Origin of the sequence: Mycolicibacterium sp. ND9-15 (assembly GCF_035918395.1) — a bacterium.
Lineage (GTDB): Bacteria > Actinomycetota > Actinomycetes > Mycobacteriales > Mycobacteriaceae > Mycobacterium.
Genome location: NZ_CP142362.1, coordinates 2850606 through 2874996, shown reverse-complemented (window position 1 = coordinate 2874996; position 24391 = coordinate 2850606). Strand labels below are relative to the sequence as shown.

The 24391-nt window shown below is 67.3% G+C and carries 23 protein-coding genes and 1 pseudogene; 11 read left to right on the top strand and 13 right to left on the bottom strand.

Annotation, left to right across the window (positions count from 1 at the left end; all coding sequences use genetic code 11):
* The first annotated feature begins 4 nt into the window (after positions 1–4).
* From QGN32_RS14050 to QGN32_RS14035, 4 genes are all read left to right on the top strand, one after another.
* Entirely contained in the window at positions 5–961 is a 957-nt protein-coding gene (locus QGN32_RS14050; RefSeq protein WP_326544988.1) for an acyl-CoA dehydrogenase family protein, read from the top strand.
* The gene (gene ipdE2 / locus QGN32_RS14045; protein WP_326544987.1) at positions 958–1899 is read left to right on the top strand and encodes an acyl-CoA dehydrogenase IpdE2; all 942 of its coding nucleotides are present in this window, start codon (positions 958–960) and stop codon (positions 1897–1899) included. Before QGN32_RS14050 ends, ipdE2 begins: the two co-directional genes overlap by 4 nt.
* Before the next feature lie 10 nt (positions 1900–1909).
* On the top strand, positions 1910–3064 hold the full coding sequence (locus QGN32_RS14040; RefSeq protein ID WP_326544986.1) for an aminotransferase class I/II-fold pyridoxal phosphate-dependent enzyme: 1155 nt from the start codon (positions 1910–1912) through the stop codon (positions 3062–3064).
* Positions 3065–3147: 83 nt separating this feature from the next.
* The gene (locus QGN32_RS14035; RefSeq protein WP_326544985.1) at positions 3148–3510 is read left to right on the top strand and encodes a carboxymuconolactone decarboxylase family protein; all 363 of its coding nucleotides are present in this window, start codon (positions 3148–3150) and stop codon (positions 3508–3510) included.
* Positions 3511–3554: 44 nt separating this feature from the next.
* On the opposite strand, the gene QGN32_RS14030 is transcribed toward QGN32_RS14035, so the two are convergent.
* From QGN32_RS14030 to QGN32_RS14015, 4 genes are all read right to left on the bottom strand, one after another.
* Positions 3555–4997, bottom strand: a complete 1443-nt coding sequence (locus QGN32_RS14030; RefSeq protein WP_326544984.1) for an HNH endonuclease signature motif containing protein — start codon at positions 4995–4997, stop codon at positions 3555–3557.
* A 61-nt stretch (positions 4998–5058) separates the two neighbouring features.
* On the bottom strand, positions 5059–6957 hold the full coding sequence (locus tag QGN32_RS14025; RefSeq protein WP_442791704.1) for an acetoacetate--CoA ligase: 1899 nt from the start codon (positions 6955–6957) through the stop codon (positions 5059–5061).
* Positions 6954–7697 carry a 3-hydroxybutyrate dehydrogenase gene (locus QGN32_RS14020; protein ID WP_326544983.1) on the bottom strand — a complete coding sequence of 248 codons (744 nt, stop codon included), beginning with the start codon at positions 7695–7697 and terminating at the stop codon, positions 6954–6956. The genes QGN32_RS14025 and QGN32_RS14020 overlap by 4 nt, the downstream gene beginning before the upstream one ends.
* Positions 7694–9058: an MFS transporter gene (locus tag QGN32_RS14015; RefSeq protein ID WP_326544982.1), complete on the bottom strand. Its 1365-nt coding sequence runs from the start codon at positions 9056–9058 to the stop codon at positions 7694–7696. Before QGN32_RS14015 ends, QGN32_RS14020 begins: the two co-directional genes overlap by 4 nt.
* Before the next feature lie 120 nt (positions 9059–9178).
* On the opposite strand from QGN32_RS14015, the gene QGN32_RS14010 reads away from it, so the two are divergent.
* A complete protein-coding gene (locus QGN32_RS14010; RefSeq protein WP_326544981.1) occupies positions 9179–10096 on the top strand; it encodes a LysR family transcriptional regulator in 918 nt (305 codons plus the stop codon).
* Between the two features lie 10 nt (positions 10097–10106).
* Positions 10107–10384 (top strand): annotated as a pseudogene (locus QGN32_RS14005) (serine aminopeptidase domain-containing protein); the annotation flags it as partial.
* Between the two features lie 148 nt (positions 10385–10532).
* Here the strand turns inward: QGN32_RS14005 and hsaB are convergent.
* The 4 genes from hsaB to hsaA are packed head-to-tail and all read right to left on the bottom strand — an operon-like array spanning position 10533 to position 14141.
* The gene (gene hsaB, locus QGN32_RS14000) at positions 10533–11099 is read right to left on the bottom strand and encodes a 3-hydroxy-9,10-secoandrosta-1,3,5(10)-triene-9,17-dione monooxygenase reductase subunit (protein WP_326544979.1); all 567 of its coding nucleotides are present in this window, start codon (positions 11097–11099) and stop codon (positions 10533–10535) included.
* Positions 11100–11133: 34 nt separating this feature from the next.
* Positions 11134–12033, bottom strand: coding sequence for an iron-dependent extradiol dioxygenase HsaC (gene hsaC, locus QGN32_RS13995; protein ID WP_326544978.1), 900 nt, complete (start codon positions 12031–12033; stop codon positions 11134–11136).
* Positions 12030–12944 (bottom strand): 4,5:9,10-diseco-3-hydroxy-5,9,17-trioxoandrosta-1(10),2-diene-4-oate hydrolase, encoded by a 915-nt coding sequence (gene hsaD / locus QGN32_RS13990; protein ID WP_326544977.1) that lies wholly within the window; start codon positions 12942–12944, stop codon positions 12030–12032. Before hsaD ends, hsaC begins: the two co-directional genes overlap by 4 nt.
* Positions 12945–12956: 12 nt before the next feature.
* Complete coding sequence (gene hsaA / locus QGN32_RS13985; protein ID WP_326544976.1) at positions 12957–14141, bottom strand: 3-hydroxy-9,10-secoandrosta-1,3,5(10)-triene-9,17-dione monooxygenase oxygenase subunit; 1185 nt, start codon at positions 14139–14141, stop codon at positions 12957–12959.
* Between the two features lie 203 nt (positions 14142–14344).
* On the opposite strand from hsaA, the gene QGN32_RS13980 reads away from it, so the two are divergent.
* The gene (locus QGN32_RS13980; RefSeq protein ID WP_326544975.1) at positions 14345–15403 is read left to right on the top strand and encodes a 2Fe-2S iron-sulfur cluster-binding protein; all 1059 of its coding nucleotides are present in this window, start codon (positions 14345–14347) and stop codon (positions 15401–15403) included.
* A 39-nt stretch (positions 15404–15442) separates the two neighbouring features.
* Positions 15443–15988, top strand: coding sequence for a hypothetical protein (locus QGN32_RS13975; RefSeq protein ID WP_326544974.1), 546 nt, complete (start codon positions 15443–15445; stop codon positions 15986–15988).
* Positions 15989–16084: 96 nt separating this feature from the next.
* Here the strand turns inward: QGN32_RS13975 and QGN32_RS13970 are convergent, their stop codons facing one another.
* Entirely contained in the window at positions 16085–18199 is a 2115-nt protein-coding gene (locus QGN32_RS13970) for an acyl-CoA dehydrogenase family protein (RefSeq protein ID WP_326544973.1), read from the bottom strand.
* A gap of 198 nt (positions 18200–18397) precedes the next feature.
* On the opposite strand from QGN32_RS13970, the gene kstR reads away from it, so the two are divergent.
* Positions 18398–19078: a cholesterol catabolism transcriptional regulator KstR gene (gene kstR / locus QGN32_RS13965; RefSeq protein ID WP_326544972.1), complete on the top strand. Its 681-nt coding sequence runs from the start codon at positions 18398–18400 to the stop codon at positions 19076–19078.
* Here kstR and QGN32_RS13960 read toward each other — a convergent pair.
* From QGN32_RS13960 to QGN32_RS13945, 4 genes are read right to left on the bottom strand one after another with little or no spacing between them, the layout of a single operon-like run.
* Positions 19075–20175, bottom strand: a complete 1101-nt coding sequence (locus QGN32_RS13960) for an Rv3575c family transcriptional regulator (RefSeq protein ID WP_326544971.1) — start codon at positions 20173–20175, stop codon at positions 19075–19077. The two genes, kstR and QGN32_RS13960, sit on opposite strands and share 4 nt — an antisense overlap.
* Before the next feature lie 32 nt (positions 20176–20207).
* Positions 20208–21074 (bottom strand): metal ABC transporter permease, encoded by an 867-nt coding sequence (locus QGN32_RS13955; protein WP_326544970.1) that lies wholly within the window; start codon positions 21072–21074, stop codon positions 20208–20210.
* A complete protein-coding gene (locus QGN32_RS13950) occupies positions 21074–21859 on the bottom strand; it encodes a metal ABC transporter ATP-binding protein (protein WP_326544969.1) in 786 nt (261 codons plus the stop codon). The genes QGN32_RS13955 and QGN32_RS13950 overlap by 1 nt, the downstream gene beginning before the upstream one ends.
* Positions 21846–22769, bottom strand: a complete 924-nt coding sequence (locus tag QGN32_RS13945; protein ID WP_326549068.1) for a metal ABC transporter solute-binding protein, Zn/Mn family — start codon at positions 22767–22769, stop codon at positions 21846–21848. The genes QGN32_RS13950 and QGN32_RS13945 overlap by 14 nt, the downstream gene beginning before the upstream one ends.
* A 94-nt stretch (positions 22770–22863) precedes the next feature.
* On the opposite strand from QGN32_RS13945, the gene bluB reads away from it, so the two are divergent.
* Both bluB and QGN32_RS13935 read left to right on the top strand, forming a co-directional pair.
* A complete protein-coding gene (bluB, locus tag QGN32_RS13940) occupies positions 22864–23535 on the top strand; it encodes a 5,6-dimethylbenzimidazole synthase (RefSeq protein WP_326544968.1) in 672 nt (223 codons plus the stop codon).
* Entirely contained in the window at positions 23532–24290 is a 759-nt protein-coding gene (locus tag QGN32_RS13935; protein WP_326544967.1) for a LamB/YcsF family protein, read from the top strand. Before bluB ends, QGN32_RS13935 begins: the two co-directional genes overlap by 4 nt.
* The last annotated feature ends 101 nt before the right edge of the window (positions 24291–24391 follow it).

Genomic DNA, 24391 nt, shown 5'->3' with positions numbered 1-24391 from the left:
ACATATGAACTTCGAATTGGACGAACAGCAGCGCGACTTCGCCGCCAGCATCGACGCCGCACTCGGCGCGGCCGACCTGCCGGGCGCGATCCGGGCCTGGGCCGTCGGTGACACCGCTCCGGGCCGCAAGGTGTGGGCGCAGCTCGCCGACCTCGGCGTGACGGCGCTCGTCGTGCCGGAGAAGTACGACGGCATCGAGGCGCATCCGGTCGACCTGGTGGTCGCCGCCGAGCGTCTGGGCCGCTGGTGCGTGCCGGGCCCGGTCACCGAATCGATTGCGGTGGCACCGCTTCTGCTTGCCGATGACGATCGCGGTGCCGGCCTGGCCTCCGGTGAACTGATCGCCACCGTCGCGTTGCCACCGCATGCGCCGCGCGCCGTCGACGCCGACACCGCCGGGCTGATCCTGGTGGCCGCCGATGGCGAGGTCCGCGAGGGTTCCCCGGGTGCTTCACACGAGTCCGTCGATCCGAGCCGAAAGTTGTTCGACGTCAACGCCTCCGGTGACAGCTGGTCCGCCGACGTGGCGCGGGCCTACGAGTTCGGGGTGTTGGCGACGGCGGCGCAGCTGGTGGGCGCCGGAGAGGCGATGCTGGATATGTCGGTCGAGTACGCCAAGCAGCGCAGCCAGTTCGGCAAGGTGATCGGCACCTACCAGGCGATCAAGCACAAGCTCGCCGATGTGCACATCGCGGTGGAGTTGGTTCGTCCCTTGGTGTACGGCGCGGCGCTGTCGCTCGCCGGCGAGTCGCCCGACACCGCGCGCGACGTCAGCGCCGCCAAGGCCGCCGCGTCCGACGCAGCGCTGCTCGCGGCGCGTTCGGCGCTGCAGACGCACGGCGCCATCGGCTTCACGCAGGAGCACGACCTGTCGCTGTGGCTGCTGCGCGTGCAGGCGCTGCACTCGGCGTGGGGTGACCCGAGTGTGCACCGTCGGCGGGTATTGGAGGGTCTCTCGTGAGTGAAGAACGTCAACTCCTACGCGAGACGGTCGCTGCGCTGGTGGACAAGCACGCCTCACCGGCCACCGTCCGTGAGGCGATGGAATCCGAACGCGGATATGACGAGTCGCTGTGGACACTATTGTGCGAGCAGGTCGGTGCTGCGGCGCTGGTGGTACCCGAGGAACTCGGCGGCGCCGGTGGTCAACTCGCCGATGCGGCCGTCGTGCTCGAGGAACTCGGCAAGGCACTGGTGCCGACCCCACTGCTCGGCACGACGCTCGCCGAAATGGCACTGCTGGCCGAAGATGAGCCGGACGCCGAGACGCTCGAGGGGTTGGCCGGGGGCACGCGGCTGGGCGCCGTGGTGTTCGACCCGGAATATGTGGTCAACGGTGACGTCGCCGATGTGGTGATCGCCGCCGACGGCGGCCGGCTGACCCGGTGGACACGGTTCACGGCCCAATGTGTCGACGCGATGGACCGGACACGCCGGCTGGCCCGTCTCGAGGCCCAGGAGACCGCCGACATCGGCGCCGACCCGGGGCTAGCCGACACCGCGGCGTTGCTGGTCGCCGCCGAGCAGATCGGCGCCGCGTCGCGCTGCCTCGACCTCACCGTGCAATACACCAAGGACCGGGTGCAGTTCGGCAGGCCCATCGGCAGTTTCCAGGCACTCAAGCACCGGATGGCCGACCTGTACGTCGCGGTGCAGTCCGCACGTGCGGTGGTCGACGAGGCGATCGCGGCGCCGTCGCCGACGTCGGCGGCCCTGGCCCGGTTCTCGGCGAGCGAGGCGTTCACCAGGGTCGCCGCCGAGGCCGTGCAGATGCACGGCGGGATCGCGATCACCTGGGAACACGACATCCAGCTGTACTTCAAACGCGCGCACGGCAGTGCGCAGCTGCTCGGGCCGCCGCGCGAGTATCTGCGCCGGCTCGAATCCGAAGTGCTCTAGCGTTGAAAGCGTGAGCGTATCGCTGCGGTCCGGGATCCCGCCGTTCTACGTGATGGACGTCTGGCTGGCCGCCGCAGAGCGCCAGCGCAGTCATGGCGACTTGGTGAACCTGTCCGCCGGCCAACCCAGCGCCGGCGCACCCGCGGCGGTGCGGGCGGCGGCCACGGAGGCGCTCGAGACCACGGTGTTGGGCTACACGGTCGCGCTCGGCATCCCGGAGTTGCGCGCCGCGATCGCGGGTGCGTATCTGGATCGGCACGGGCTGACGGTGGATCCGAACGACGTCGTGATCACCACGGGTTCGTCGGGCGGATTTCTGTTGGCGTTCCTGGGCTGCTTCGACGTCGGCGACCGGGTCGCCATCGCGAGCCCGGGCTACCCCTGCTACCGCAACATCCTGTCCGCACTGGGTTGCGAGGTCGTCGAGATACCGTGCGGCCCCGAAACGCGTTTTCAGCCGACGGTGCCGATGCTGGACGACCTCGACCCGCCCGTGCAGGGTGTCGTCGTGGCCAGCCCGGCCAACCCGACCGGCACGGTGATCCCGCCGGACGAGCTGGCCGCGATCGCCTCGTGGTGCGAGTCACGCGGTGCGCGGCTGATCAGCGACGAGGTGTACCACGGGCTGGTCTACGAGGGTGCGCCCGCCGTCAGCTGCGCGTGGGCGACATCACGCGATTCGGTTGTGGTGAACAGCTTTTCGAAGTACTTCGCGATGACGGGCTGGCGGTTGGGCTGGCTGCTGGTGCCGCGCGAACTGCAGCGCGCGGTCGACCGGCTGACCGGCAACTTCACCATCTGCCCACCGGCATTGGCGCAATACGCCGCCGTCGCAGCGTTCACCCCGGAATCGATCGCCGAGTCCGACGCTCTGCTACACCATTACGCCGCCAACCGGCTTCTGCTGCTCGACGGCCTGCGCCGGCTCGGCATCGACCGCGTGGCCCCGACCGACGGTGCCTTCTACGTATACGCCGATGTCTCCCATCTGACCACGGACTCGCTGACGTTCTGTTCGAAGTTGCTCGCCGACACCGGAGTTGCGATCGCACCGGGTATCGACTTCGACCCCGCCCGCGGCGGTACGTTCGTCCGGCTGTCGTTCGCGGGGCCGACGAGCGACATCACCGAGGCGCTGCGGCGAATCGGCAGCTGGCTGGGTTGACGCCCGCGCAAGATGCCAAACGTCCCGCCAACTGAGGACTACTGGCCGTGTCGCAACGCTTTGCCGCCGGGCAGCATCGCCTCATGAGCTATGGCAAAGCGGTCCGCGACGAGTTGCGCAAACCCACACGCGAGTTAAGGCATGCGATTCCCGCCGTATACGAGGGCTTCAAGCACCTGCACGAAGCAACGCTGGCGTCTGGGGCGATCGACGCCAAGACCAAGGAACTCATAGCGTTCGCGATCGCGGTGAGTACGCAATGCGACGGGTGCATCTCCTCGCACGCCCACGGCGCGGTACTGCGCGGCGCCACCCCGGAAGAGGCCGCCGAGGCAATCGCTGTCGCGTTCCTGATGGCGGGCGGGCCGGCCACCGTACACGGGCCCCGCGCATACGAGGCGTTCAACGAGTTCTACGCGGACTCTCAAACCGGCGGCGCTGGCTAGCCGGACGTCGGCCACAATCGAACTCGACGACACATCCACCGGTGTCAATATGGTGACGGGTCCGAGGTGTCTTGTCCTCGTTCGGCTTTGATGCGTTGGGCGCGTTCGACTGATCGCGGTTTCTTGCGCATCGGCATCTTCAGACCGCGGCGGTCGGGCGGTGGGCTGGTACCCGGCCGCGGGAGGTCGGCCGCGGTGGTGTCCCAGTCGGGAAACAGACTTCGACACCCCGGATGAGTCATATAGATGTGACCGGTCGGTGCAGTCCAGACCGCGGCGCCGTCGGCGTGCAGCAGATAGGACCAATCACCGATCCAAAAGGTCTTCAAGAGGTGGTGAAGACGGCACAGGCAAGCCAGGTTCGACTGATGCGTCGCCCCGCTCGGGTGGGCCACGACGTGGTCGATGTCGCAGAACTCTGCACGCCGCTGGCACCCAGGGAAGCGGCAGCGCAAGTCGCGGGCGCGGATGCGGCGGGCCAGCTTGACCGAGGGCCGATATCCGTGCTCGGGCTGTTGGTCCGGTACGGCCAGCGGCCGCAGGGTGGCGCCGTTGCGCAGCAGCGCGGCCAGCATGGGGTTGGGCAGCACCTCCGTACCGCCGACTCCGGACAGCACTGCGGTGCCCGGATCTCGCCGGCAGTCCGCGGTGCGGCGGACTGCCGCTTGTGGCGCTAGGGCAGCATCGACGGCGGTCTCGTCGGCGTAGACATTCACCACCACCGACGATGTGGGGGTGGGCTGGGCCGCGCGCGCCGAGCAGTTCGGGGAGCCGCAGGCACACGGTAGGTGGTCGTTTCCGTTGGCGATCGCCCCGATCGCATCGGAGCGGCGCTCGCCGGCCGAACGCGGATCGTCGGGGCACACGGTGTCCACCATCGCGGCGACCTTGCGCTCGAGCACCGCGGCATCGGCGGCCAGCAACTTGCCCCACACCGAGGTGGCGCCGTTCTCGTCTTCATAGGACCCGACTTTGAAATCGCGGCCACGGGCGCGGGCCTGGCTGGCGATCACCGCGTCGGGGTCGTACTGCAGTACCAGCGCATCCACGGCGGTGCGCAGATCGTCTTCCGACAACGGTCCCCACTGGTCCACCCGTTCGGCCATCGCCGTGTCGATCAGCGCCCAAGCCGCCTCGTCGGCGATCAGCCGGGTACGCCAGGTGAGCGCCCCGATCACCCGCGCCGAGAGCCGGCCCGCCGCGAACAGCGCACCCACGTTGGGCAGGTGATCGCGCAGGGTTTCGGCGATGCGCATCTGCCCGCAGGCCCTGCCGTGGCTGATGTTCATCGCCGCAGCGACCTCAGCGGCCGCCGAGGCCCACGGATCACAGACCCACAACGCGCGCGGGTGATCGTCGTCGCCGACACCGCGGCGCGACATCAACTCCCCGATCGCCGCCGTGCGCAATGCGCCCGCGCACACTTCGGCGCGGGTGGCCTCCTCAATGGTGGCGACCAGCCCCGCCTCATCCACGCCATCGAACACGTATTCGATTCTGTCAGGCAGGACCGACAATCGTGGACGCCGGCGGGAATCTATGGATAACTCAACGCTTCTGCGTGACGTACCACTCCAGCAGCTCGGGGTCGTCGACGGCGCTGCGCTCGACCACCTTCGCCGCGTCGGCGCCCTGGAACAGCTTCTTGATCGGCACCTCTAGCTTCTTGCCCGTGCGGGTGTGCGGAACGCCTGGCGCGGCGATGATCTCGTCAGGCACGTGCCGCGGTGACACTTCTTCGCGAACGGTGTTCTTGATGCGGTCGCGTAGCTCGTCGGTCAGTTCGGCGCCGTCCGTGAGGACCACGAACAGCGGCATCCAGTACCCCCCGTCGGGCTGATCGACGCCGATGATGAGCGACTCGGCCACCTCGGGCAGTCGTTCGACGGCCTGATAGATGTCGGCGCTGCCCATCCGGATGCCGTGCCGGTTCAAGGTCGAGTCCGACCGGCCGTGCACGATGACGCTGCCGTGGTCGGTGATCGTGATCCAGTCGCCGTGCCGCCACACGCCAGGGAACATCTCGAAATACGCTGTGCGATACCGTGACCCGTCGGCATCGTTCCAGAAACCGATCGGCATGGACGGCAGCGGCTTGGTCACCACCAGCTCGCCGACCTCGTTGCGCACCGGCTTGCCCGACTCGTCCCAGGAGTCCAGCGCGCAGCCGAGGTACCGCGCCGACAGCTCGCCCGGCCATACCGGGACTGTGCGAACGCCGCCGATGAACGCCGAAACCACGTCGGTGCCGCCGCTGATCGACGAAACCTGCACATGCTCACCGGCGTTGTCGCTCAACCACAGTGACGACGATGGCGGCAGCGATGCGCCGGTGATGCCGACCGTGCGCAGCGCCGACAGGTCGTGCTCCTTGCGCGGCTCCGCGCCGGCCTTCATGCAGCCGAGCACATAGCCAGGACTCGTGCCCAGCACGGTGGCCTTGACACGAGCAGCGAGGTCCCACAGCGTATCGGGCCGCGGGGCGCTGGGGCTGCCGTCGTAACAGACGATGGTCGCTCCGACCAGAAGTCCGGCGACCTGGAAGTTCCACATCATCCAACTCGGGCTGGTGTACCAGAAGAAGGTGTCGTCAGGTCCGATGTCGGATTGCAGGGCGACGGCTTTCAGATGCTCCAACAAGACACCGCCGTGCCCGTGCAGGATGCCCTTGGGCAGCCCCGTGGTGCCCGAGGAGAACAGGATCCATAACGGGTGCGCGAAGTCGACGGGCGTCGTTGTCAGCGCAGCGCTGTCGGCCCCGCCGGTGAGTTCGGACGCCATCACGGTGGCGCGCAGAGTCGGCAGACCGTCCTGCAGCACGGCGATGTCGCGGCCCTTGTCGTGAAACTTGCCGCCGTAGGTGTAGCCGTCGGTGGTCACCAGCACGCTCGGCTCGAGTTGCCCCAGCCGATCCAGAGCGGCCTTTGCCGAATAGTCCTGGCCGCAGGCGCTCCAGACGGCCCCGATGCTCGCGGTGGCCAGAAACGCGATCACGGCTTCGGGGATGTTCGGTAGGTATCCGACGACCCGGTCACCGGTCGTCACTCCGAGCGCCCGCAGCTTGTGTGCGAAAGCCGCAGTGCGGCTGATCAACCCGGCCCACGACACCTCGGTGAGCTCACCACCCTCTGTGAGGTAGAGGATCGCGGGCCGATCGGACCGGGCGTTACTCACCACCTGATCGACGTAATTGAGTTCGGTTCCCGGGAACCATTGCGCACCGGGCATTTCGGTGGATGCGAGCGCCGCGTCTGGGCGGACGCCAAGCTCGAAGTAATCCCACAGCGCTGCCCAGAAACCGTTGACGTCGTCGACCGACCAATGCCACAGCGACTGGTAGTCGGGTAGGTCGAGGCCGGTGCGCCGCTGTACGAAACGTGCGAAATCGGTGACGCAGGCCCCGGCGATGTCGGCCTCGGTGGGCGTCCATTGCGGTGCGGCGGTCACCGGGCGCTCCAGCCGCCGTCCATCGTGTACGACGCACCGGTCACCATCGTCGCGGCGGGTGAGGCAAGCCAGGTGACCAGTGAGGCAACTTCTTCGGGTTCGACGAGTCGCTTGATCGCACTCTCCTTCAGCAGAATGTCAGCGATCACCTTATCCTCGTCGATCCCGTGGCTGCGGGCCTGATCGGCGATCTGCTCGGTCACCAACGGCGTGCGCACGTAGCCCGGGTCGACGCAGTTGCTGGTGACGCCGTGCGGGCCGCCCTCCAGAGCGGTCACCTTGGACAGTCCCTCCAATCCGTGCTTTGCGGTGACGTAGCCGCTCTTGTACTCCGAGGCGCGCAGGCCGTGCACCGACGAGATGTTGATGACGCGGCCGAAGTTCTGTTCGTACATATGCGGCAACGCCGCACGGATCAGCAGGAACGGCGCTTCGAGCATCAGCTTGAGGATGAACCGAAAGCGCTCGGGCGGAAACTCCGGGATTGGGCTGACATGCTGAACCCCGGCATTGTTCACCAGGATATCGGTCTGCAGCCGAAGACCCTCGAGCTCCGAGACGTCGGAAAGGTCGACAGCCCATGGCTTTCCACCGATCTCCTCGGCGATCGTCTTGGCGCCGGCCTCGTCGAGATCCGCGACGGTGACCGACGCCCCATCTGCCGCCAGGGCGCGTGCGCAGGCCGCACCGATTCCACTCGCACCGCCGGTGACCAGCGCGCTACGCCCGTCGAGACTCATGCGATGCCTGCCTTGGCGAGTTGCTCCCGATCGGCCGCATCGAGCGTCCTGAGGTCCAGGCCCTTGGTCTCCCGGCTGAACAACGCGGCAACCAGGGTGATCACCGAGGCACCGGCGAGATACAAGGCGATCGGCACCGCCGAGTGGAACTTGTCGAGGAGCCAGGTGGCAATGGCCGGTGCGAGCGACCCCGCGATGATCGATGTCACCTGATAGCCAAGGGAGACACCGGAATACCGCATCCGAGTCGGGAACATCTCGGCCATGATCGCCGGCTGTGGTGAGTACATCAGGGCGTGGATGACGAGCCCCAGGATGATCGCGGCCATGATCAGCAGGTAGGACCCGCTGTTCATCATCGGGAACGCGAAAAAGCCCCAGGTCCCTCCGGCGATCGCACCGACGATGTACACCGGTCGCCTGCCGAACCGGTCCGACAGCCGGCCCACTTGCGGGATCACCACGAAGTGCACCGCGTGCGCGACCAGCAGCCACCACAGGATGTCGCTGGTATCGGCGTCGACGTGCGTCTTGAGGTACACGATCGAGAAGGTGACCACCAGGTAGTACATGATGTTCTCCGCGAACCGCAGCCCCATCGCGGTGAAAACCCCACGGGGATAACGCTTCAGCACCTCGACCACGCCGTATGAGACGGCCTTGACTCGATCCACTTCCTCCTGGGCGGCCACGAAGATCGGCGCGTCGGTCACCTTGGTGCGGATGTAGTAGCCGATCAGCACCACCACAGCGGACAACCAGAACGCCACCCGCCATCCCCACGACAGGAATGCCGATTCCGGGAGCACGTAGGTGAGCACCAAGAGGACGACGGTGGCGAGCATATTGCCGACGGGCACCGCGGCCTGTGGCCAACTGGCCCAGAACCCGCGCTTGTCTTTGGGGCTGTGTTCGGCGACGAGCAGGACCGCTCCGCCCCATTCGCCGCCGACCGCAAAGCCCTGAAGGAATCGCAGGATCACCAGCAGAATCGGCGCCCACACTCCGATCTGGTCGTACGTTGGCAGGCAGCCCATCAGGAATGTGACGGCACCGACGAGCAGGATCGCGAACTGGAGCAACTTCTTGCGCCCGTACTTGTCACCGAAGTGTCCGAAGACCACCCCGCCCAACGGGCGTGCGACGAATCCGACGGCGTAAGTCAGCAGCGCGGCGATCAGCCCGCTCGCCTCGCTGGTGCCTTGTGCGAAGAAGACCTTGTTGAAGACCAATGTGGCGGCGGTGGCGTAGAGGAAGAACTCGTACCACTCGACGACGGTGCCGGCCATCGAGGCGACCACGACGCGTTTGAGGCCGGTCGGAACCGGAGCCGCGCCGTTCCCCACATTGGTGACACCCATCGCGCTCCTTCGGGCTGTGAGGGCAGACACAGACGCCTGTGAGTATTCACGCAGATAATAGGACTCGCAATGGCGAAAACTGCAGGAGGTATCTGCGAAAATGCAGTTGTGCCGCCTCCAATGAGCCAACCATCCGGTCGGCGGCGGCCGAGCGCCGACGATCTGCTCGTCTTGTTGGCCGTCGGCCGCTCCGGGCGGTACAAGGCCGCCGCGGAGGAACTGGGCCTCAACCACACCACGATCTCGCGACGCGTCGCCGCGCTCGAGGAGTCCGTCGGCGGACGGGTGCTCGCGCGCGGCGCGGGCGGATGGGAACTCACCGAGCTGGGACGCGACGCGCTGGGCGCTGCGGAGGCCATCGAGTCGGCGGTGCGGTCACTGGCTGTCGACACCGCGGGCGACCGGGCACTCGAGGGCGTCGTCCGCATCTCGGCGACCGACGGCTTCTCCGCCTACATCGCAGCGCCCGCTGCCGCGCAGGTGCAGCGTCAGCACCCGAAAGTGGCCGTCGAGATCGTCGCCACGACACGACCCGCCGCCCAGCAGCGATCCGGACTGGATGTGGAGGTGGTTGTCGGCGAGCCCAAGGTGCACCGGGCCAGGGCGATCAGGCTCGGCGATTACTGCCTCGGGCTCTACGGGGCCCGCGACTACCTGGCCGAGCGCGGGACCCCGAGCAGCATCGCCGATCTCGAGCACCATCCGCTGGTCTACTTCATCGACTCGATGCTGCAGGTCGACGATCTCGACGTGGCGACGAGCTTCGCTCCTGCGATGAGCGAATCTGTCACTTCCACAAACGTTTTCGTTCATGTCGAGGCGACCCGCGCGGCCGCGGGGATCGGGTTGCTGCCCTGCTTCATGGCCGACCGCCATGACGACCTGGTTCGCGTTCTTCGCGGCAAGGTCGCCGTCCGACTGACGTACTGGCTCGTCACGCGCGCGGAGACGCTGCGCCGACCCGAGGTGGCGGCCGTCGTCGAGGCGATCCGCGACCGGGTGCACGACCAGCACGACGTCCTGCTGGGCAAGCGATAACGTCATCAGGATGCCGTTCACCGACCATCCGAAGGGCCGGGCCTACTACCGACGCTGGGCATCGGCCGAACAGCGTGCGGCGGTGATCTTCCTGCACGGCTTCGGCGAGCACACCGGCGCCAACCACCGCTACGGGTACGCGGTCAATGCCGCGGGTATCGACCTGTGGGCAGTCGACCGGTTCGGGCACGGCCTGAAGCCCGGGCACGCGGGGACTTCGGGTCGATCGAAGACAGCTCCGATCTCGCGGGCGCCCTGACCGCGCCGGCCGAAACAGAAACGCCCGGGTGCCGTTGATCGCGCCGCGGCAATCGTAAAGTTCATCGACAAGCGGTTGTAGACGGCGGTTGCGCACGGTGAGCTGCGGCGAGCGTGCCGAAAATGCCGAAACTGCGCGGCGTGTCATGTGCAAACGCGCACGCTCGCGCAGGAAGGACTACAGCCAGGTGTCGTCGGTGGTAGCGGTGAGGAAGGCCTCGAGGTCATCGCGCCATTGGGCGGGCGTGTTCTTGTCCGGCTCGATGCCGGTGTACTGCCCTCGATAGAACAACAGCGGCCGTGGCTTCTTGTGCGGCACGTCCGACAGCGAATGCACCGCGCCGAACACGACGTAGTGGTCTCCACCGTCGTGCACCGAGTGCACCGAACAATCGATATGCGCCAGCGTGCCTTCGATGACCGGCGACCCGAGTTCCGACTGATACCAGTCGATTTCGGCGAACTTGTCGGGTTCCTTCGACCCGAAGCGCGCCGAGACCTCCTTCTGGTTCTCGTGTAGCACGTTCACACAGAAACGACCGCTGGCCTCGATCGCCTGCCACGACCGCGACACTTTGGTGGGGCAGAACAGCACCAGCGGCGGATCCAGGGACAACGCGGCGAAGGACTGGCAGGCGAACCCGACCGGCCCACCGTCGTGCATCGTGGTGATCACCGTGATGCCCGTGCAGAACTGCCCGAGCACACTACGGAACGTGCGCGAGTCGATCGGTTCGCCCGTCATCATCGATTGTTCTTCGCGCAGGCGCTCATCACCGTTACTTGAAGCCGACGCTGAAGTCGTGACCCCACAGGCTGACCGCGGTGCTTTCTCGGGCGACCCAGTCGTCGTCCTCGACTTGTAAACCCTCGCACCCGAACTCGACGTCGAAGCCGCCCGGCGTCTTCATGTAGAACGACAGCATCTTGTCGTTGACGTGGCGGCCCAGCGTCGCCGACATCGGCACCTTGCGACGCAACGCGCGGTCGAGGCAGAGCCCGACGTCGTCGGCGCTTTCGACCTCGACCATCAGGTGCACGATGCCGCTCGGCGTCTCACCCGGCATGAACGCGAGGCTGTGATGGCGCGGGTTCACTCCGAGGAAGCGCAGCCACGCGGGCGCACCGTCGGCCGGCCTGCCGACCAGTTGGGGCGGCAGTCGCATCGAGTCGCGCAGATAGAAGCCGAGCACGTCGCGGTAGAAGTGCAACGTCTCGGCGTCGTCGCGGGTGGTCAAGACGACGTGGCCGAGGCCCTGCTGCTCGGTGACGAACTTGTGACCGTACGGGCTGACGACGCGGCGGTGCTCGAGGGCGACGCCGTGGAAAACCTCCAGCGTGTTGCCGGACGGGTCGTCGAAGACGATCATCTCGTCGACCCGACGTTCGGTGAGCTCGGCGGCCGAGGCCTCCTTGTACGGCACGCCTTCGACGTCGAGTCGGTTGCGGATGTCTTGGAGCTCCGCGGCGTTGGCGGTCTCCCAGCCCGATACCAGCAGCCGGTCGTGCTCACCGGGCACCACGACCAGGCGAGCCGGGAACTCGTCCATCCGCAGATAGAGCGCTCCCTCTGTCTGGCCGGAGCCCTCGACCATCCCGAGTACCTTGAGGCCGTACTCGCGCCAGGCCGCGACGTCGGTGGCTTCGATCCGAAGGTAGCCAAGCGATTTGATGGTCATCGTGAGCCATTCCTAGGAACGTCTGTCAGAAAATCAATGGTCAGCTTGTTGAACTCGTCGAACTTCTCCAGCTGTGCCCAGTGTCCGCACTGGCCGAAGACGTGCAACTGCACCCGGGCGATCTGCTTGAGCGCGACCAGCGCGCCGTCGAGCGGGTTGACGCGGTCCTCGCGACCCCAGATCAGTAGCACCGGTTGGCGCAGCTTGTACACCTCGCGCCACATCATGCCGAGCTCGAAATCCGCGCCCGCGAACGACTTTCCCATTGCCTTGGCTGCCGCCAGCGACTCGGGCCGGCTGGCGATCGCGAAGCGCTCGTCGATCAACTCGGGGGTGATCAGGTTCTGGTCGTGGACCATGATGCGCAGGAACTTCTCCATGTTCTCGCGCGTCGGCTCGGCGGTGAACTTGCCCAGCAGCTTGACACCCTCGGTGGGGTCCGGGGCGAACAGGTTGACCGACAATCCGCCCGGACCCATCAGCACCAGGCGACCGGCCCGCTTGGGATGGTCGAGCGCGAACCGCACCGCGGTTCCGCCGCCAAGCGAATTACCCACCAGCGCAGCGCGTTCGATGCCGAGGTGGTCGAACAGGCCGAGCAGCGCGGTGGCGCTGTAGCGGTTGTACTGCTCGTGCTCGGTGTGCTTGTCGGAGTGCCCGTAGCCGGGCTGGTCGACGGCGATGACGTGGAAGTGTCGGGCAAGCACCGCGATGTTCTTCGAGAAGTTCGACCAACTCGACGCGCCGGGCCCACCGCCGTGCAAGAGCACCACCGTCTCGGAGTGGCCGACACCGGCCTCGTGGTAGTGCAACCGCATGTCCCGGTCACCGGCGCGGACCTGCGCGTACCGCGAGGTGGATTCGAAGGTGACCTCGACCTGCTGCTCGGTCTCCTGGATGTAGGACGTCATGAGGCGTTCCCGTTAGACCATTGTGTCCTGAGGCGGCAGCCCGAACTCGTTGTTACCGAAGATCAGGTAGGCGCGTTCCGGGTCGTTGGCCGCGTGCACCCGACCGGCGTGGGCGTCGCGCCAGAACCGTTGCACCGGTGCGTCGTTGCTCAGCGCGGTGGCGCCGGACGCCTCGAAGAGCCGGTCGATCGAGGCGATCGCACGGCCGGTCGCGCGGACCTGGTCGCGGCGGGCGCGGGCGCGCAACTCGAACGGAATCTCCTTGCCCGCGGACAGCAGTGCGTACTCGTCGCCGACATTGCCCATCAGCTGACGCCAGGCCGCGTCGATATCGCTGGCGGCCTCCGCGATCCGGATCTTGGCGAACGGATCGTCCTTGGCCTTCTCCCCGGCGTACGCCGCCCGCACCCGCTTGCCCTGGTGCTCGACGTGGGCGTCATAGGCGCCGTAGGCCATGCCGACGATCGGAGCCGAGATCGTGGTGGGATGCATCGTGCCCCAGGGCATCTTGTAGACCGGCGCGGTGTTGTTCTGCAGACCGCCCGCCGTGCGGTCGTTCATCGCCTTGTACGACAGGAAGCGGTGCCGCGGCACGAACACGTCTTTGACCTTGAGCGTGTTGCTGCCGGTGCCCTTGAGCCCGACCACATGCCACACGTCGTCGATCTCGTAGTCGGTGCGGGGGATCAGGAAGCTGCCGAAATCCACCGGCTTGCCGTCCTTGATCACCGGACCACCGACGAAAGTCCAAGTGGCGTGGTCACATCCGGACGACCAATTCCACGAGCCGTTGACGATGTAGCCGTCGTCGACGACGGTCCCCGCGCCCATCGGCGCGTACGACGAGGAGATCCGCACGGCCGGATCGCTGCCCCAGACGTCCTCTTGGGCCTGCTGGTCGAAGAGCGCGAGGTGCCAGTTGTGCACCCCGATGATCGAAGCGACCCACCCGGTCGATCCGCAGGCACTGGCGAGACGGCGCACGGCTTCGTAGAAGAGCGTCGGGTCGCATTGCAGCCCACCCCACTGTTCGGGCTGCAGTAGCGTGAAGAAGCCGATTTCGGTCAGCTCGTTGACCGTCTCATCGGGGAGCCGGCGCAGGTCTTCGGTGGCCTGCGCGCGTTTGGCGATCAACGGCAGTAGGTCATCGGTCCCGGCTAGGACCGACTGCACGTCACGCTGTTGAATGGACGTCACTGATGTGCCTCCCGGATAGGACGGACTGCGATGAGCACTCACGCGAAGCGCGAACCGCTTAGTCGTCAGATTAGAACACGTTACGATTCGTGTCGAGTAGCGCGTGTCTGTGGCGGCTGGACCTGCACACATGCATTTCTGTAACCTGTTCTAGTTATAGGCCCAATCGGCAGGAATGCCGGACGTGAGAGGTGGACGCGAACGTGACCGACGAGCCGCTCGGCAGCCATGTGCTCGAGCTGGAACTTGCCGACGTCGTCACCGAGACCGACGACGCGCGCTCGCTGGTGTTCACCGTGCCGACCGGTGCAGAGGTCCCGGCCGGACGGTTGCGGTACGCGCCCGGACAGTTCCTGACGCTGCGCGTGCCCAGCGACAGGACAGGTTCGGTGGCGCGCTGCTACTCCTTGTGCAGTTCCCCGTTCACCGACGACCGGTTGACCGTCACCGTCAAACGCACCGCCGACGGCTATGCGTCCAACTGGCTGTGCGATCACGCGCACGCCGGCATGAAGATCCACGTGCTCGCACCGTCAGGCACCTTCGTACCCAAGACGCTCGATACCGACTTCCTGCTATTGGCCGCCGGCTCGGGGATCACGCCGATGATGTCGATCTGCAAGTCGGCGCTGGCCGAGGGCGGCGGCAAGGTGGTGCTGATTTACGCCAACCGCGACGAGAACTCGGTGATATTCGGCCCCGCACTGCGGGAACTGAGCGAGAAGTACCCAGAGCGGCTCGTCGTCGTGCACTGGCTGGAGACGGTGCAGGGGTTGCCGAGCGCGGCGGCGCTTGCCGCCCTGATCGCGCCGTACACCGGCCACGACGCGTACATCTGCGGGCCCGGGCCGTTCATGGCCGCGGCGGAGGAGGCGGTCAAGGGCGCCGGGGTGCCGGCCGAGCGAGTGCACATCGAGGTGTTCAAGTCGCTGGACTCTGACCCGTTCGCCGCGGTGGTCATCGAGGAGGACGACAGTGACGAAGGCCCGGCCACGGCGATCGTCACGCTCGACGGCGAGACGCACGAGGTGCGGTGGCCGCGTAACGCCAAGTTGCTCGACGTGCTGCTGGACAAGGGCCTCGATGCGCCGTTCTCCTGTCGTGAGGGCCATTGCGGAGCCTGCGCGGTGCTGAAGAAGAGCGGTGAGGTCGAAATGGACGTCAACGACGTGCTGGAACAGTCTGATCTCGACGAGGGCCTGATCCTGGGCTGCCAGGCGATGCCGCGGTCGGATTCGGTCGAAGTCACGTACGACGAATAGCTCGCGGGCTAGCATTCGCCGCACGTGGGAGGGAGCAACGTGAGGAAGCAGTTGACCGGCGTCGCTGCGGCGCTTGCGGCGGTGTGGTTGGCGCTGGGGCTCGTGGCACCCGCAACCGCGTCGGCCGCGGTCGACACCGCCGACGCGTCGATTCCGGTCGACCCCGCCAGCATGTTGGAGATGCACGTGACCGCGAATTGCATCGCGGCCGAGGCCAAGTGCCTGTTCAACACCAACGCCAACCTGCGCAGGGGGCCCGACGTTTCGGGCTTCCCCGGCGACCTGTGGGCCCGCCAGACCACCGCGCTGCGGACCATGGATCGCGGCGTGTACATCAACTTCAACTTCGATGCGCCGAACACCCGCTCGTTCAAGTCGCTGACCGACGTGGAGTTCACCACCATCTACTTCGGCGGCGGCCCGCCGGAGAAGTTCGGATTCCGGGGGATCGCTTGGCCGGTCGATCAGCGCACCGGCGCACCTCGGACCGACGTTCCGCTGATCGTGTGCTCGCACATCCAGGTGGTCTACGCGGGCGTAAACGTCACCTCGCCCGACGCCTGCGCCCAGGCCGCCTTCAGCTAGCGCACCGCTGGGGACGCCAAGCGCCGCGAGAGCTGCACGAGTGTCGCGATCATGGCAAATCCACAGCCCTGGCGTAGATCTCGGCGAATGACGACGCTAGCGGGGTAGGCCGAGCAGCCTCTCGCCGGCCAGTGTCAGCAGGATCTGCTCGGTGCCGCCCGCAATGGTCAGGCAGCGGGTGTTGAGAAAGTCGAACACCGTCGAGTTCTCCACCACGCCGCCTCCTTCGGACAACTCCATCCGAAGTTCTGCGAGGGCCTGCCGGTAGCGCACGCCGATCAGCTTCCGCACGCTGGCCGCCGGGCCCGGATCCTGGCCTCCCAGAGCGAGTTCGGCGATCTTCCGGTCCAGCAGCGAGCCCACCTGCGCCGCCACGATCAACGCGCCCAACCGGTCTTGACTTGCCACGTCGAAGTCGAGCGTGGCGATCTGCTCGAGCAACTCCTCCATCGGATTGCCGAGCGCGGTCCCGTGTGCCATCGCGACGCGCTCGTTCGCGAGCGTGGTGCGGGCCAGCCGCCACCCGTCGTTGACGTGACCGACGACCATCTCGTCCGGCACGAAGACCTCGTCGAAGAACACCTCGTTGAACAGGTTGTCCCCGGTGATCTCGCGCAGCGGGCGGATGTCGATGCCCGGCGAGGACATGTCGACCAGGAAGTACGTGATGCCCTTGTGTTTCGGCGCATCCGGATCGGTGCGGGCCAGGCATACCCCCCACGCGGCCTTGTGCGCCGCCGACGTCCACACCTTCTGGCCCGTCAGCTTCCAACCGCCGTCAACACGGACAGCCCTGGTGCGCAAGGCTGCCAGGTCCGATCCGGCTCCCGGCTCGGAGAAGAGCTGACACCAGAGCAGCTCACCGCGCAGCGTCGCGGGTACGAACCGCTCGATCTGCTCCTGGGTGCCGTGCTCGAGAATCGTTGGCGCGGCCCACCATCCGATCACGAGGTCGGGGCGCACGACGCCGGCCGCCGCCAGCTCCTGGTCGATCAACAATTGTTCGGCGGGCCCGGCGCCGCGACCGTACGGTTTGGGCCAGTGCGGTGCCTGCAAGCCGGCGTCGGCGAGTGCGGCCTGTTGCCTGTCGGCCGGCAGCGCGGCGATTTCGGCGACGGCCGAGATGATTTCGGGCCGCAGATCGGTGACCGACTCGAGGTCGATGCGCAGTTCGCGGCGCGCGCCCCGTTGCGTCAATCCGGCCACCCGGCGCAGCCAGCGCTGCGCTCCGCCGAGGAAATGGGCGGTGCCGTAGGCGCGGCGCAGATACAGATGCGCGTCGTGCTCCCAGGTGATCCCGATACCGCCCAGCACCTGGATGCAGTCCTTGGCGTTGGCCACCGCGGCGTCGATCCCGACGGCGGCGGCCACCGCGGCGGCGACCGACAACTGCGCGTCGTTCTCGCCCACGGCCCTCGCCGCGTCGGCAGCCGCCACCGAGGCCTGCTCGGACCGCAGCAGCATCTCCGCGCACATGTGCTTGATGGCCTGGAAGCTGCCGATCGGCTTGCCGAACTGCTCGCGCACCTTGGCGTACTCGGTGGCGGTGTGCAGCGCCCAGCGGGCCAGACCGGCGGCCTCCGCCGCCATGACGGTCGCCGCGATGTCGATCACTCGTTGCGCGGGAACGTCGACAGCCTCGGCGGGTGCCGAGTCGAGAACGACGCGCGCCAGCGGTCGGGAGAAGTCGGTGGCGTTGCGCGACTCCACGGAGACGCCGTCGGCACCGGCGTCGAGAAGGACGAACTTCTCCCCCGCCGGCACCAGCAGCACGCCGGCCGGATCGGCGCCCAGCACGTATTCCGCGGTACCCGTGGCGCGGCCGTCGACGAGTTGCACATCTGCCGTCAATGCCACCCCGGCGACCCGCTCCCCGGACGCCAGCGCCTGCAGCACCTCGGGTTGCTCGAGCGCCAGCGTGGCCAGCGCGGTCGTCCCGATCGGGCCGGGGACCAGCGCGGCGGCCGCCTCGTCGACCATCGCGCACAGGTCATCGACCGTGCCGTCGGCGCCGCCGTGGTCCTCGGGTAATGCCACGCCGAAAATGCCCAGTTGGGCTATCCCGGCATAGGGCTGCCGCCAGGCGTCCGGCTGGCCCTGCTCGACGTCCCTGGCCGCCGCGATGGCGCCGGAGGCTGCCGCCCAGTCACGCACCAGCTCCCGTACGGCTGACTGCTCGTCGGCGATGGTCCCCGGGGATGCGAGCGACAACGTCCACTCCTAGCGATCGGGTGAGAAGGCGGTGCTCCTCACTAGAACGTGTTCTAATAGTGCCAGCGATCGACCGTCAAGTCGAACGGCATTACAGCAGGACACCTCGGTGCCACCGTGGGCGTCGAGGTGAGAAGAAGAGGATCGGCATGCGTATCGTTTCCAGCGAGACCGCATCGTGAAGGAGTTGCCCGCCGCATGTCTGGCCCATCTCAGCCAGCGCCCGCCAGCCCGGGTTCGGGGTCGGAGTCTCGACCGCGCCAGGTGATGAACGTAGCGGTCCTTTCCGAGTCCGAGCTCGGCTCCGAAGCTCAACGCGAACGTCGCAAGCGCATCCTGGACGCCACGCTGGCGATCGCCTCCAAGGGCGGCTACGAAGCCGTTCAGATGCGCGCTGTGGCCGAACGGGCCGACGTCGCGGTCGGCACCCTCTATCGGTACTTCCCGTCGAAGGTTCATCTGCTGGTCTCCGCGTTGGGCCGCGAGTTCGAGCGGATCGACGCCAAGACCGACCGCGCGTCGCTGTCCGGCGGCACGCCCTATGAGCGATTGAACATCATGGTGGGCAAGCTCAACCGTGCGATGCAGCGCAATCCGCTGCTGACCGAGGCCATGACACGCGCGTTCGTCTTCGCCGACGCGTCCGCGGCGGGTGAGGTCGACCACGTCGGCAAGCTGATGGACTCGATGTTCGCCCGCGCCATGAGCGACGGCGAGCCGACCGAGGACCAGTACCACATCGCCCGGGTCATCTCCGACGTCTGGCTGTCGAACCTGCTCGCCTGGTTGACGCGGCGCGCCTCGGCGACCGACGTCTCCAAGCGACTGGACCTCGCGGTGCGGTTGCTGATCGGCGACGGAGCGCACCCCAAGATCTAGGCGGGCGGGCCCGCGGTGCGGCCGCGGACCACTTCGGTCTCGAGCACCTCGACCACCGGCAATCCCGATCGTGGCGGGTGATGTAGCAGTCGTCCTGTACGACGGCCCTTTTCGATGCTGGGCTGGATGACGGTGGCAAGGCCACGCTGCAGCGCCTCGGGCACTCCGTCGAAACCGGTGACCGTCATCTGCCCGGGAACGTATATTCCCCGCGCCCGTAAGTAATCCATCGCCGACAGCGCCAGTACGTCCGCGGTGCACATCAGCGCCGTCAGCCGCGGGTTGGCGTCGAGCGCGACTTCGGCGGCCGCTCCACCCGAAACAGCCGAGTGCTCATAGCTTTCCACCACGGTCAGCGATTCCGGGTCGAGTCCGGCCGCGCTCAACGCATCCCGCACTCCGGCGATACGCTCCCGCTGTACGTGGAAGTGCGGTGTCTGCAAGCGGTCGGGCTCGGCGATGGTCGGCCCCTCTGCGCCGTGCGGCTTGTCGCGGCCGAGCTTCATGGTCAGCAGGCCGATCTCCCGATGGCCAAGCTGCACAACATGTTCGGCGAGGCTGCGCATCGCCGCACGATCATCGATGCAGACTCGGGAGGCTCCCGGCAGATCCTTGGGCTGGTCGACCACCACCATCGGGAGATGCCGCTGCTGGACGAACGCGAGATACGGGTCGTCGTCGGAGGCGGAGTAGACCGCGAAACCGTCCACCCCCGCCGCCAGTATCGCGGCGGCACCGTCGCTGACACTGCGGTTGGGACCGATCGCGACCAAAAGCAGTCCCTGCCCCGCCTCTTCACACGACTCCGCCAACCCGGCAACGAAATCGAGCGCGGCCGGATCGCTGAACGAGTAGTTGAGCGGTTCGGTGATCATCAGGCCGATCGCACCGGCCTTGCGGGTGCGCAGCGAGCGCGCCACCGGGTCCGGGCCGGCGTATCCGAGTCGCTTCGCCGTGGCCAGCACCCGCTCACGAAGTTCCGCCGACAACTGGTCCGGCCGGTTGTAGGCGTTGGAGATCGTCGTGCGCGAAACCTTCAGCTCCGCCGCCAGAGAAGCCAGGGTGGCCCGCCGTCTGGGCGTGGGACTCCTCGGCATGCTCCCTGAGCGTAGCCGAACCGGCCCTCCGGTTAAGTGATCAGCACTCGATCGGCGGTTTGCCGAAGACCCCGCTGCGCTGCCCACACCACCGCCCAGACGCTGCATGCGATGGTGACGATCACGAAGCTGGGCGGCGCGTTGAACATCGCCGAAAGGGTAAGCCCCGCCCACACCGAGACCAGGCTGAACCCGGTGGACAGCGCGATCGCGCTGCCCGGTCGCGGTGTCAGCATGATCGCCGCGGCGGCGGGTGTGACCACGAGCGCGAACAGCAGAAGCGTGCCGACCGCCTGCACCGCCATCGTCACCGCGAGACCGAGAAGTGCCATGAACGTCACCGACAAGGCCCGCACCGGCACTCCTCTCGCGTCGGCCACCTGAGCGTTGACCGACGTGAACAGCAGCGGCCGGTAGATCATCGTGACGCACAGCGCCAGCACAACCAGCAGCACCGCGAACGTCGTGATCTGCTGCTTGGAGACAGCCAACAGATTGCCGAACAGCACGTTGGTCATCGTGCTCGTGCTCTTGGTCGCCAGCGAGTTGAAGAACAACCCGAGGCCGGTCGCCATCGCCAGCACGGTGCCGGTCGCCACTTCGCGGTCGGCCGCTCGACGGCCCAGCGCACCGATCACCAATGCGCCGCCGATGCAGAACACGCCGAGCCCCAGCGTGACCGGGACGCCCACCAAGACCGCGCCCGTCGCGCCGGGCAGCCCGATGTGGGCGAGCGCATGGGCGGCGAAAGCCGTGTTGCGCACGACGACGAAGTAACCGATGAGACCGGCCGCGAGTGCGACGATCGTGCCGCCGATCAACGCGTTGCGCATGAACGCCGAGGTCACGATGTGCCACCAATTCTCTTGGTAGCCAAGCGCGACGATGGTCGTATTCATCACGTACCCCGCACGTACAGCTCGCCCTGCGGCGTGTGCACGACTTCCACCCGGGTGCCGTAGAGATGGCTCAGCAGCGTCTCGTCGACGACACCGCCGAGGGTGTCGAAGTGCGCGTGTCCGTCGAGCAGATAGATCGCGCTGTCCAGGACGCCCAGCAGCGGGTTGAGGTCATGGGCGACGACGAGGATCGTCACGCCGAACTCCTTGTTGATCCGCTCGAGCACGCCGACGATCTCGCGTTGGCTGCGCAGGTCCAGCCCGGCCAGCGGTTCGTCCAGGATCAGCATCCGGGGCTTGGAGACGAGCGCCTCGGCCAGTGCGACCCTCTGCCGTTGGCCGCCGGAGAGTTGGGACAACCGCTTGCGTCCGACCGCCGTGGCGTCGACGGCGGCCAGCACCTCGTCCACGCGACGGTTGTCCTCGCGGCTCGGCCAGCCGATACCCCATCGGTGCCCGATCAGGCCGAGCATCACGGCATCGCGGGCGCGGATCGCCTCACCGGACGCCGACGCGTAGTACTGGGGGACATAGCCGATCGTCTTGTTGAGCGTGCCGGGCGGCTGGCCGAAGACTCGGACGTGTCCCGACGCCGGCGGCACCAGGCCGAGCACGATCTGCAGCAGCGTCGTCTTGCCCGTTCCGTTCGATCCGATGACGGCGACGATGCCGCCCGCGGGCACCTCGAACGTCGCCTCCGACCAGATCAGCCGCCCGCCGCGCGCGGCGCTGACGTCTTCGAGCGCGAGCGCCGCGGCAGCGGTTTCCGCATCAGGTTGCGACACCGAGCGCCTCGCCGAGTGCGGTCAACTGGTTCACCTGCCAACTCTCGAATGAGTCGGCATCCGGCGGGACGGTCTCCGTGATCTCGACCACCGGAACCCCCGCCTGCTCGGCGGTGGCTCGAAGCTGTTGTGGGACAGCACCTTCGGTCTGCACGTTGTAGATCAGCACGTCGACGCCGCGGTCACCGAGCAGACGCAGGAATGCATCGAAATCGGCGGGCGAGGGCTCGGAGTCGCTGGCCGACGCCACCTGATAACCACGGGGGGTGCGGTTGGTCAAGCCGAGTGCCGCGCCCATGTCGTCGAACGAGGTCTCGGTCGCGGCATAGGCTTTGCCGGTGACACTGGCCTTGATGGAGTCGATGAGCTCATCGTACGGCTTGAGGGCCTCGCCGAGCGCGACGCGACGTTCGTCGAAATAACCCGCCGCATCCGGCGCGAGTTGGCGTAGTCGAGCACTGACCGCGTCGACGACAGCCGTTACCGACCGGGGGTTGTACCAGGCATGCGGATTCACTTCGCCGCCGCTGACGACGACCGCGTCAACGATCGGCACATTCGGTGCCGTACTGGCGGCGAGTTTGGCCGCCCATTCGTCGTAGTGGCCGCCGTTGAGAACCACGAGTTGGGCACCCTCGAACTTCGCCGCATCCGCGGGCGAGGGTTCGAAGTCGTGGGGATTGGCCGACGAACCGGCCAGCACCGTGGTGACATTCGCGCAGGCGCCCCCGAGTCTGGAGACGAGGTCGCCCCATTGGTCGACACTGACGACCACGTCGACCGGCCGGGCCGGACACTGAGCGACGCCCGTCTCCGGGGCCCGATCGTCCCCGCCGGCGCATGCCGCGGGGCCCCATGGCGCGGCGAGCAGCGCACCGGCGGCGATGCCGCGCGCGATCCGGAGACTCATCACGCCGATAACGATAACCGTTTCCAATAGGGTGCGCCTTTTCGGACCGCGGAGCCCGCCCCGTGTGATCGTCGCCGACGCTTAAGCTGACCGCGTGAGCCAGCATGCGTTCGACGTCGGGGAACGCCGGGCGGTCTACCGGGTGATCGCCGAACGCCGCGACATGCGCCGGTTCGTGGCCGAGGCCGCGGTGCCCGACGATGTGCTGGCCCGGTTGCTGCAGGCCGCGCACGCCGCGCCCAGCGTGGGCCTCATGCAGCCCTGGCGATTCATCCGGATCACCGACGACCGGTTACGGCGAGGCATCCACGACCTCGTCGACGAGGAGCGATTGCGCACCGCCGAGGCGCTGGGCGCACGCGGTGCAGAGTTTCTGGCGCTCAAGGTGGAAGGCATTCTGCAGTGTGCCGAACTCTTCGTCGTCGCACTCGGCGACGGTAGACAACGCCATGTGTTCGGGCGCCGCACGCTGCCGCAGATGGACCTGGCGTCGGTCTCATGCGCGATCCAGAACCTGTGGCTGGCCGCCCGGGCCGAGGGCCTGGGCATGGGGTGGGTCTCGATTTTCGAACCGGCAGCACTCGCAGAATTGCTGTACATGCCGGATGGCGCTGAGCCAGTTGCGATCCTGTGCCTGGGACCGGTACCGGAGTTTCCCGAACGCCCTCAGTTGGAGATCGACGAATGGGCGCTCGGACGCCCACTGACCGAGTTCGTCGCGGAGAACCGTTGGCCGTCGTCGACGGACGCTGGGCTCCCGACGTGAGCACGGTCGATATGAACGCCGACCTCGGCGAGGGTTTCGGCGTGTGGCGCCTCGGCGACGACGAAGCCATGCTAGACATCGTCACCAGCGCCAACGTCGCCTGCGGTTTCCACGCCGGTGATCCCGCCCTGCTGCTGCGGACGTGCCGCGCGGCGGCCGAACGCGATGTGCGCGTCGGCGCGCAGGTGAGTTACCGCGATCTGCCCGGGTTCGGCCGGCGGTTCCTCGACGCCACCCCCGAGGACCTCAAGGCCGACGTGATCTACCAGATCGGCGCGCTGCAGGCCATCGCACACACCGCCGGCACCATCGTGCGATACGTCAAACCCCATGGGGCGCTTTACTTCGCGATCGTGACCAACACCGACCAGGCACGGGCGGTCGCCGAAGCGGTGCACGCCACCGATCCCGGCCTCCCGGTGCTCGGGCTGGCGGGATCGGCGTTCTTCCGCGAGGCCGAGCAACTCGGGTTGCGCACGGTGCCCGAGGCGTTCGCCGACCGGGCGTACCGAGCGGACGGCCAGCTGGTGGACCGCCGCCACCGCGGTGCGGTCCTGCACGACACGGACGTCATCGCCGACCGCATCGCGTCGATGGTGTTGTCCGGACGCGTCGATGCGGTCGACGGCTCGACGATCCCGATCACGGTCGATTCGATTTGCGTGCACGGGGATTCGCCGGGCGCCGTACAGATTGCGACGGTGGTGCGCGAACGGCTGCTCGCCGAGGGCGTCGAGATCGCCCCCTTCATCTGAGTCGCAACGCACGGTCCAGGCATTTGGACCCGCGCTTCGACCGACCGCCAACCCCGCACGTCACAGCGATCGCGAAACCCGCGGAGCCGACGCCTCTAAGG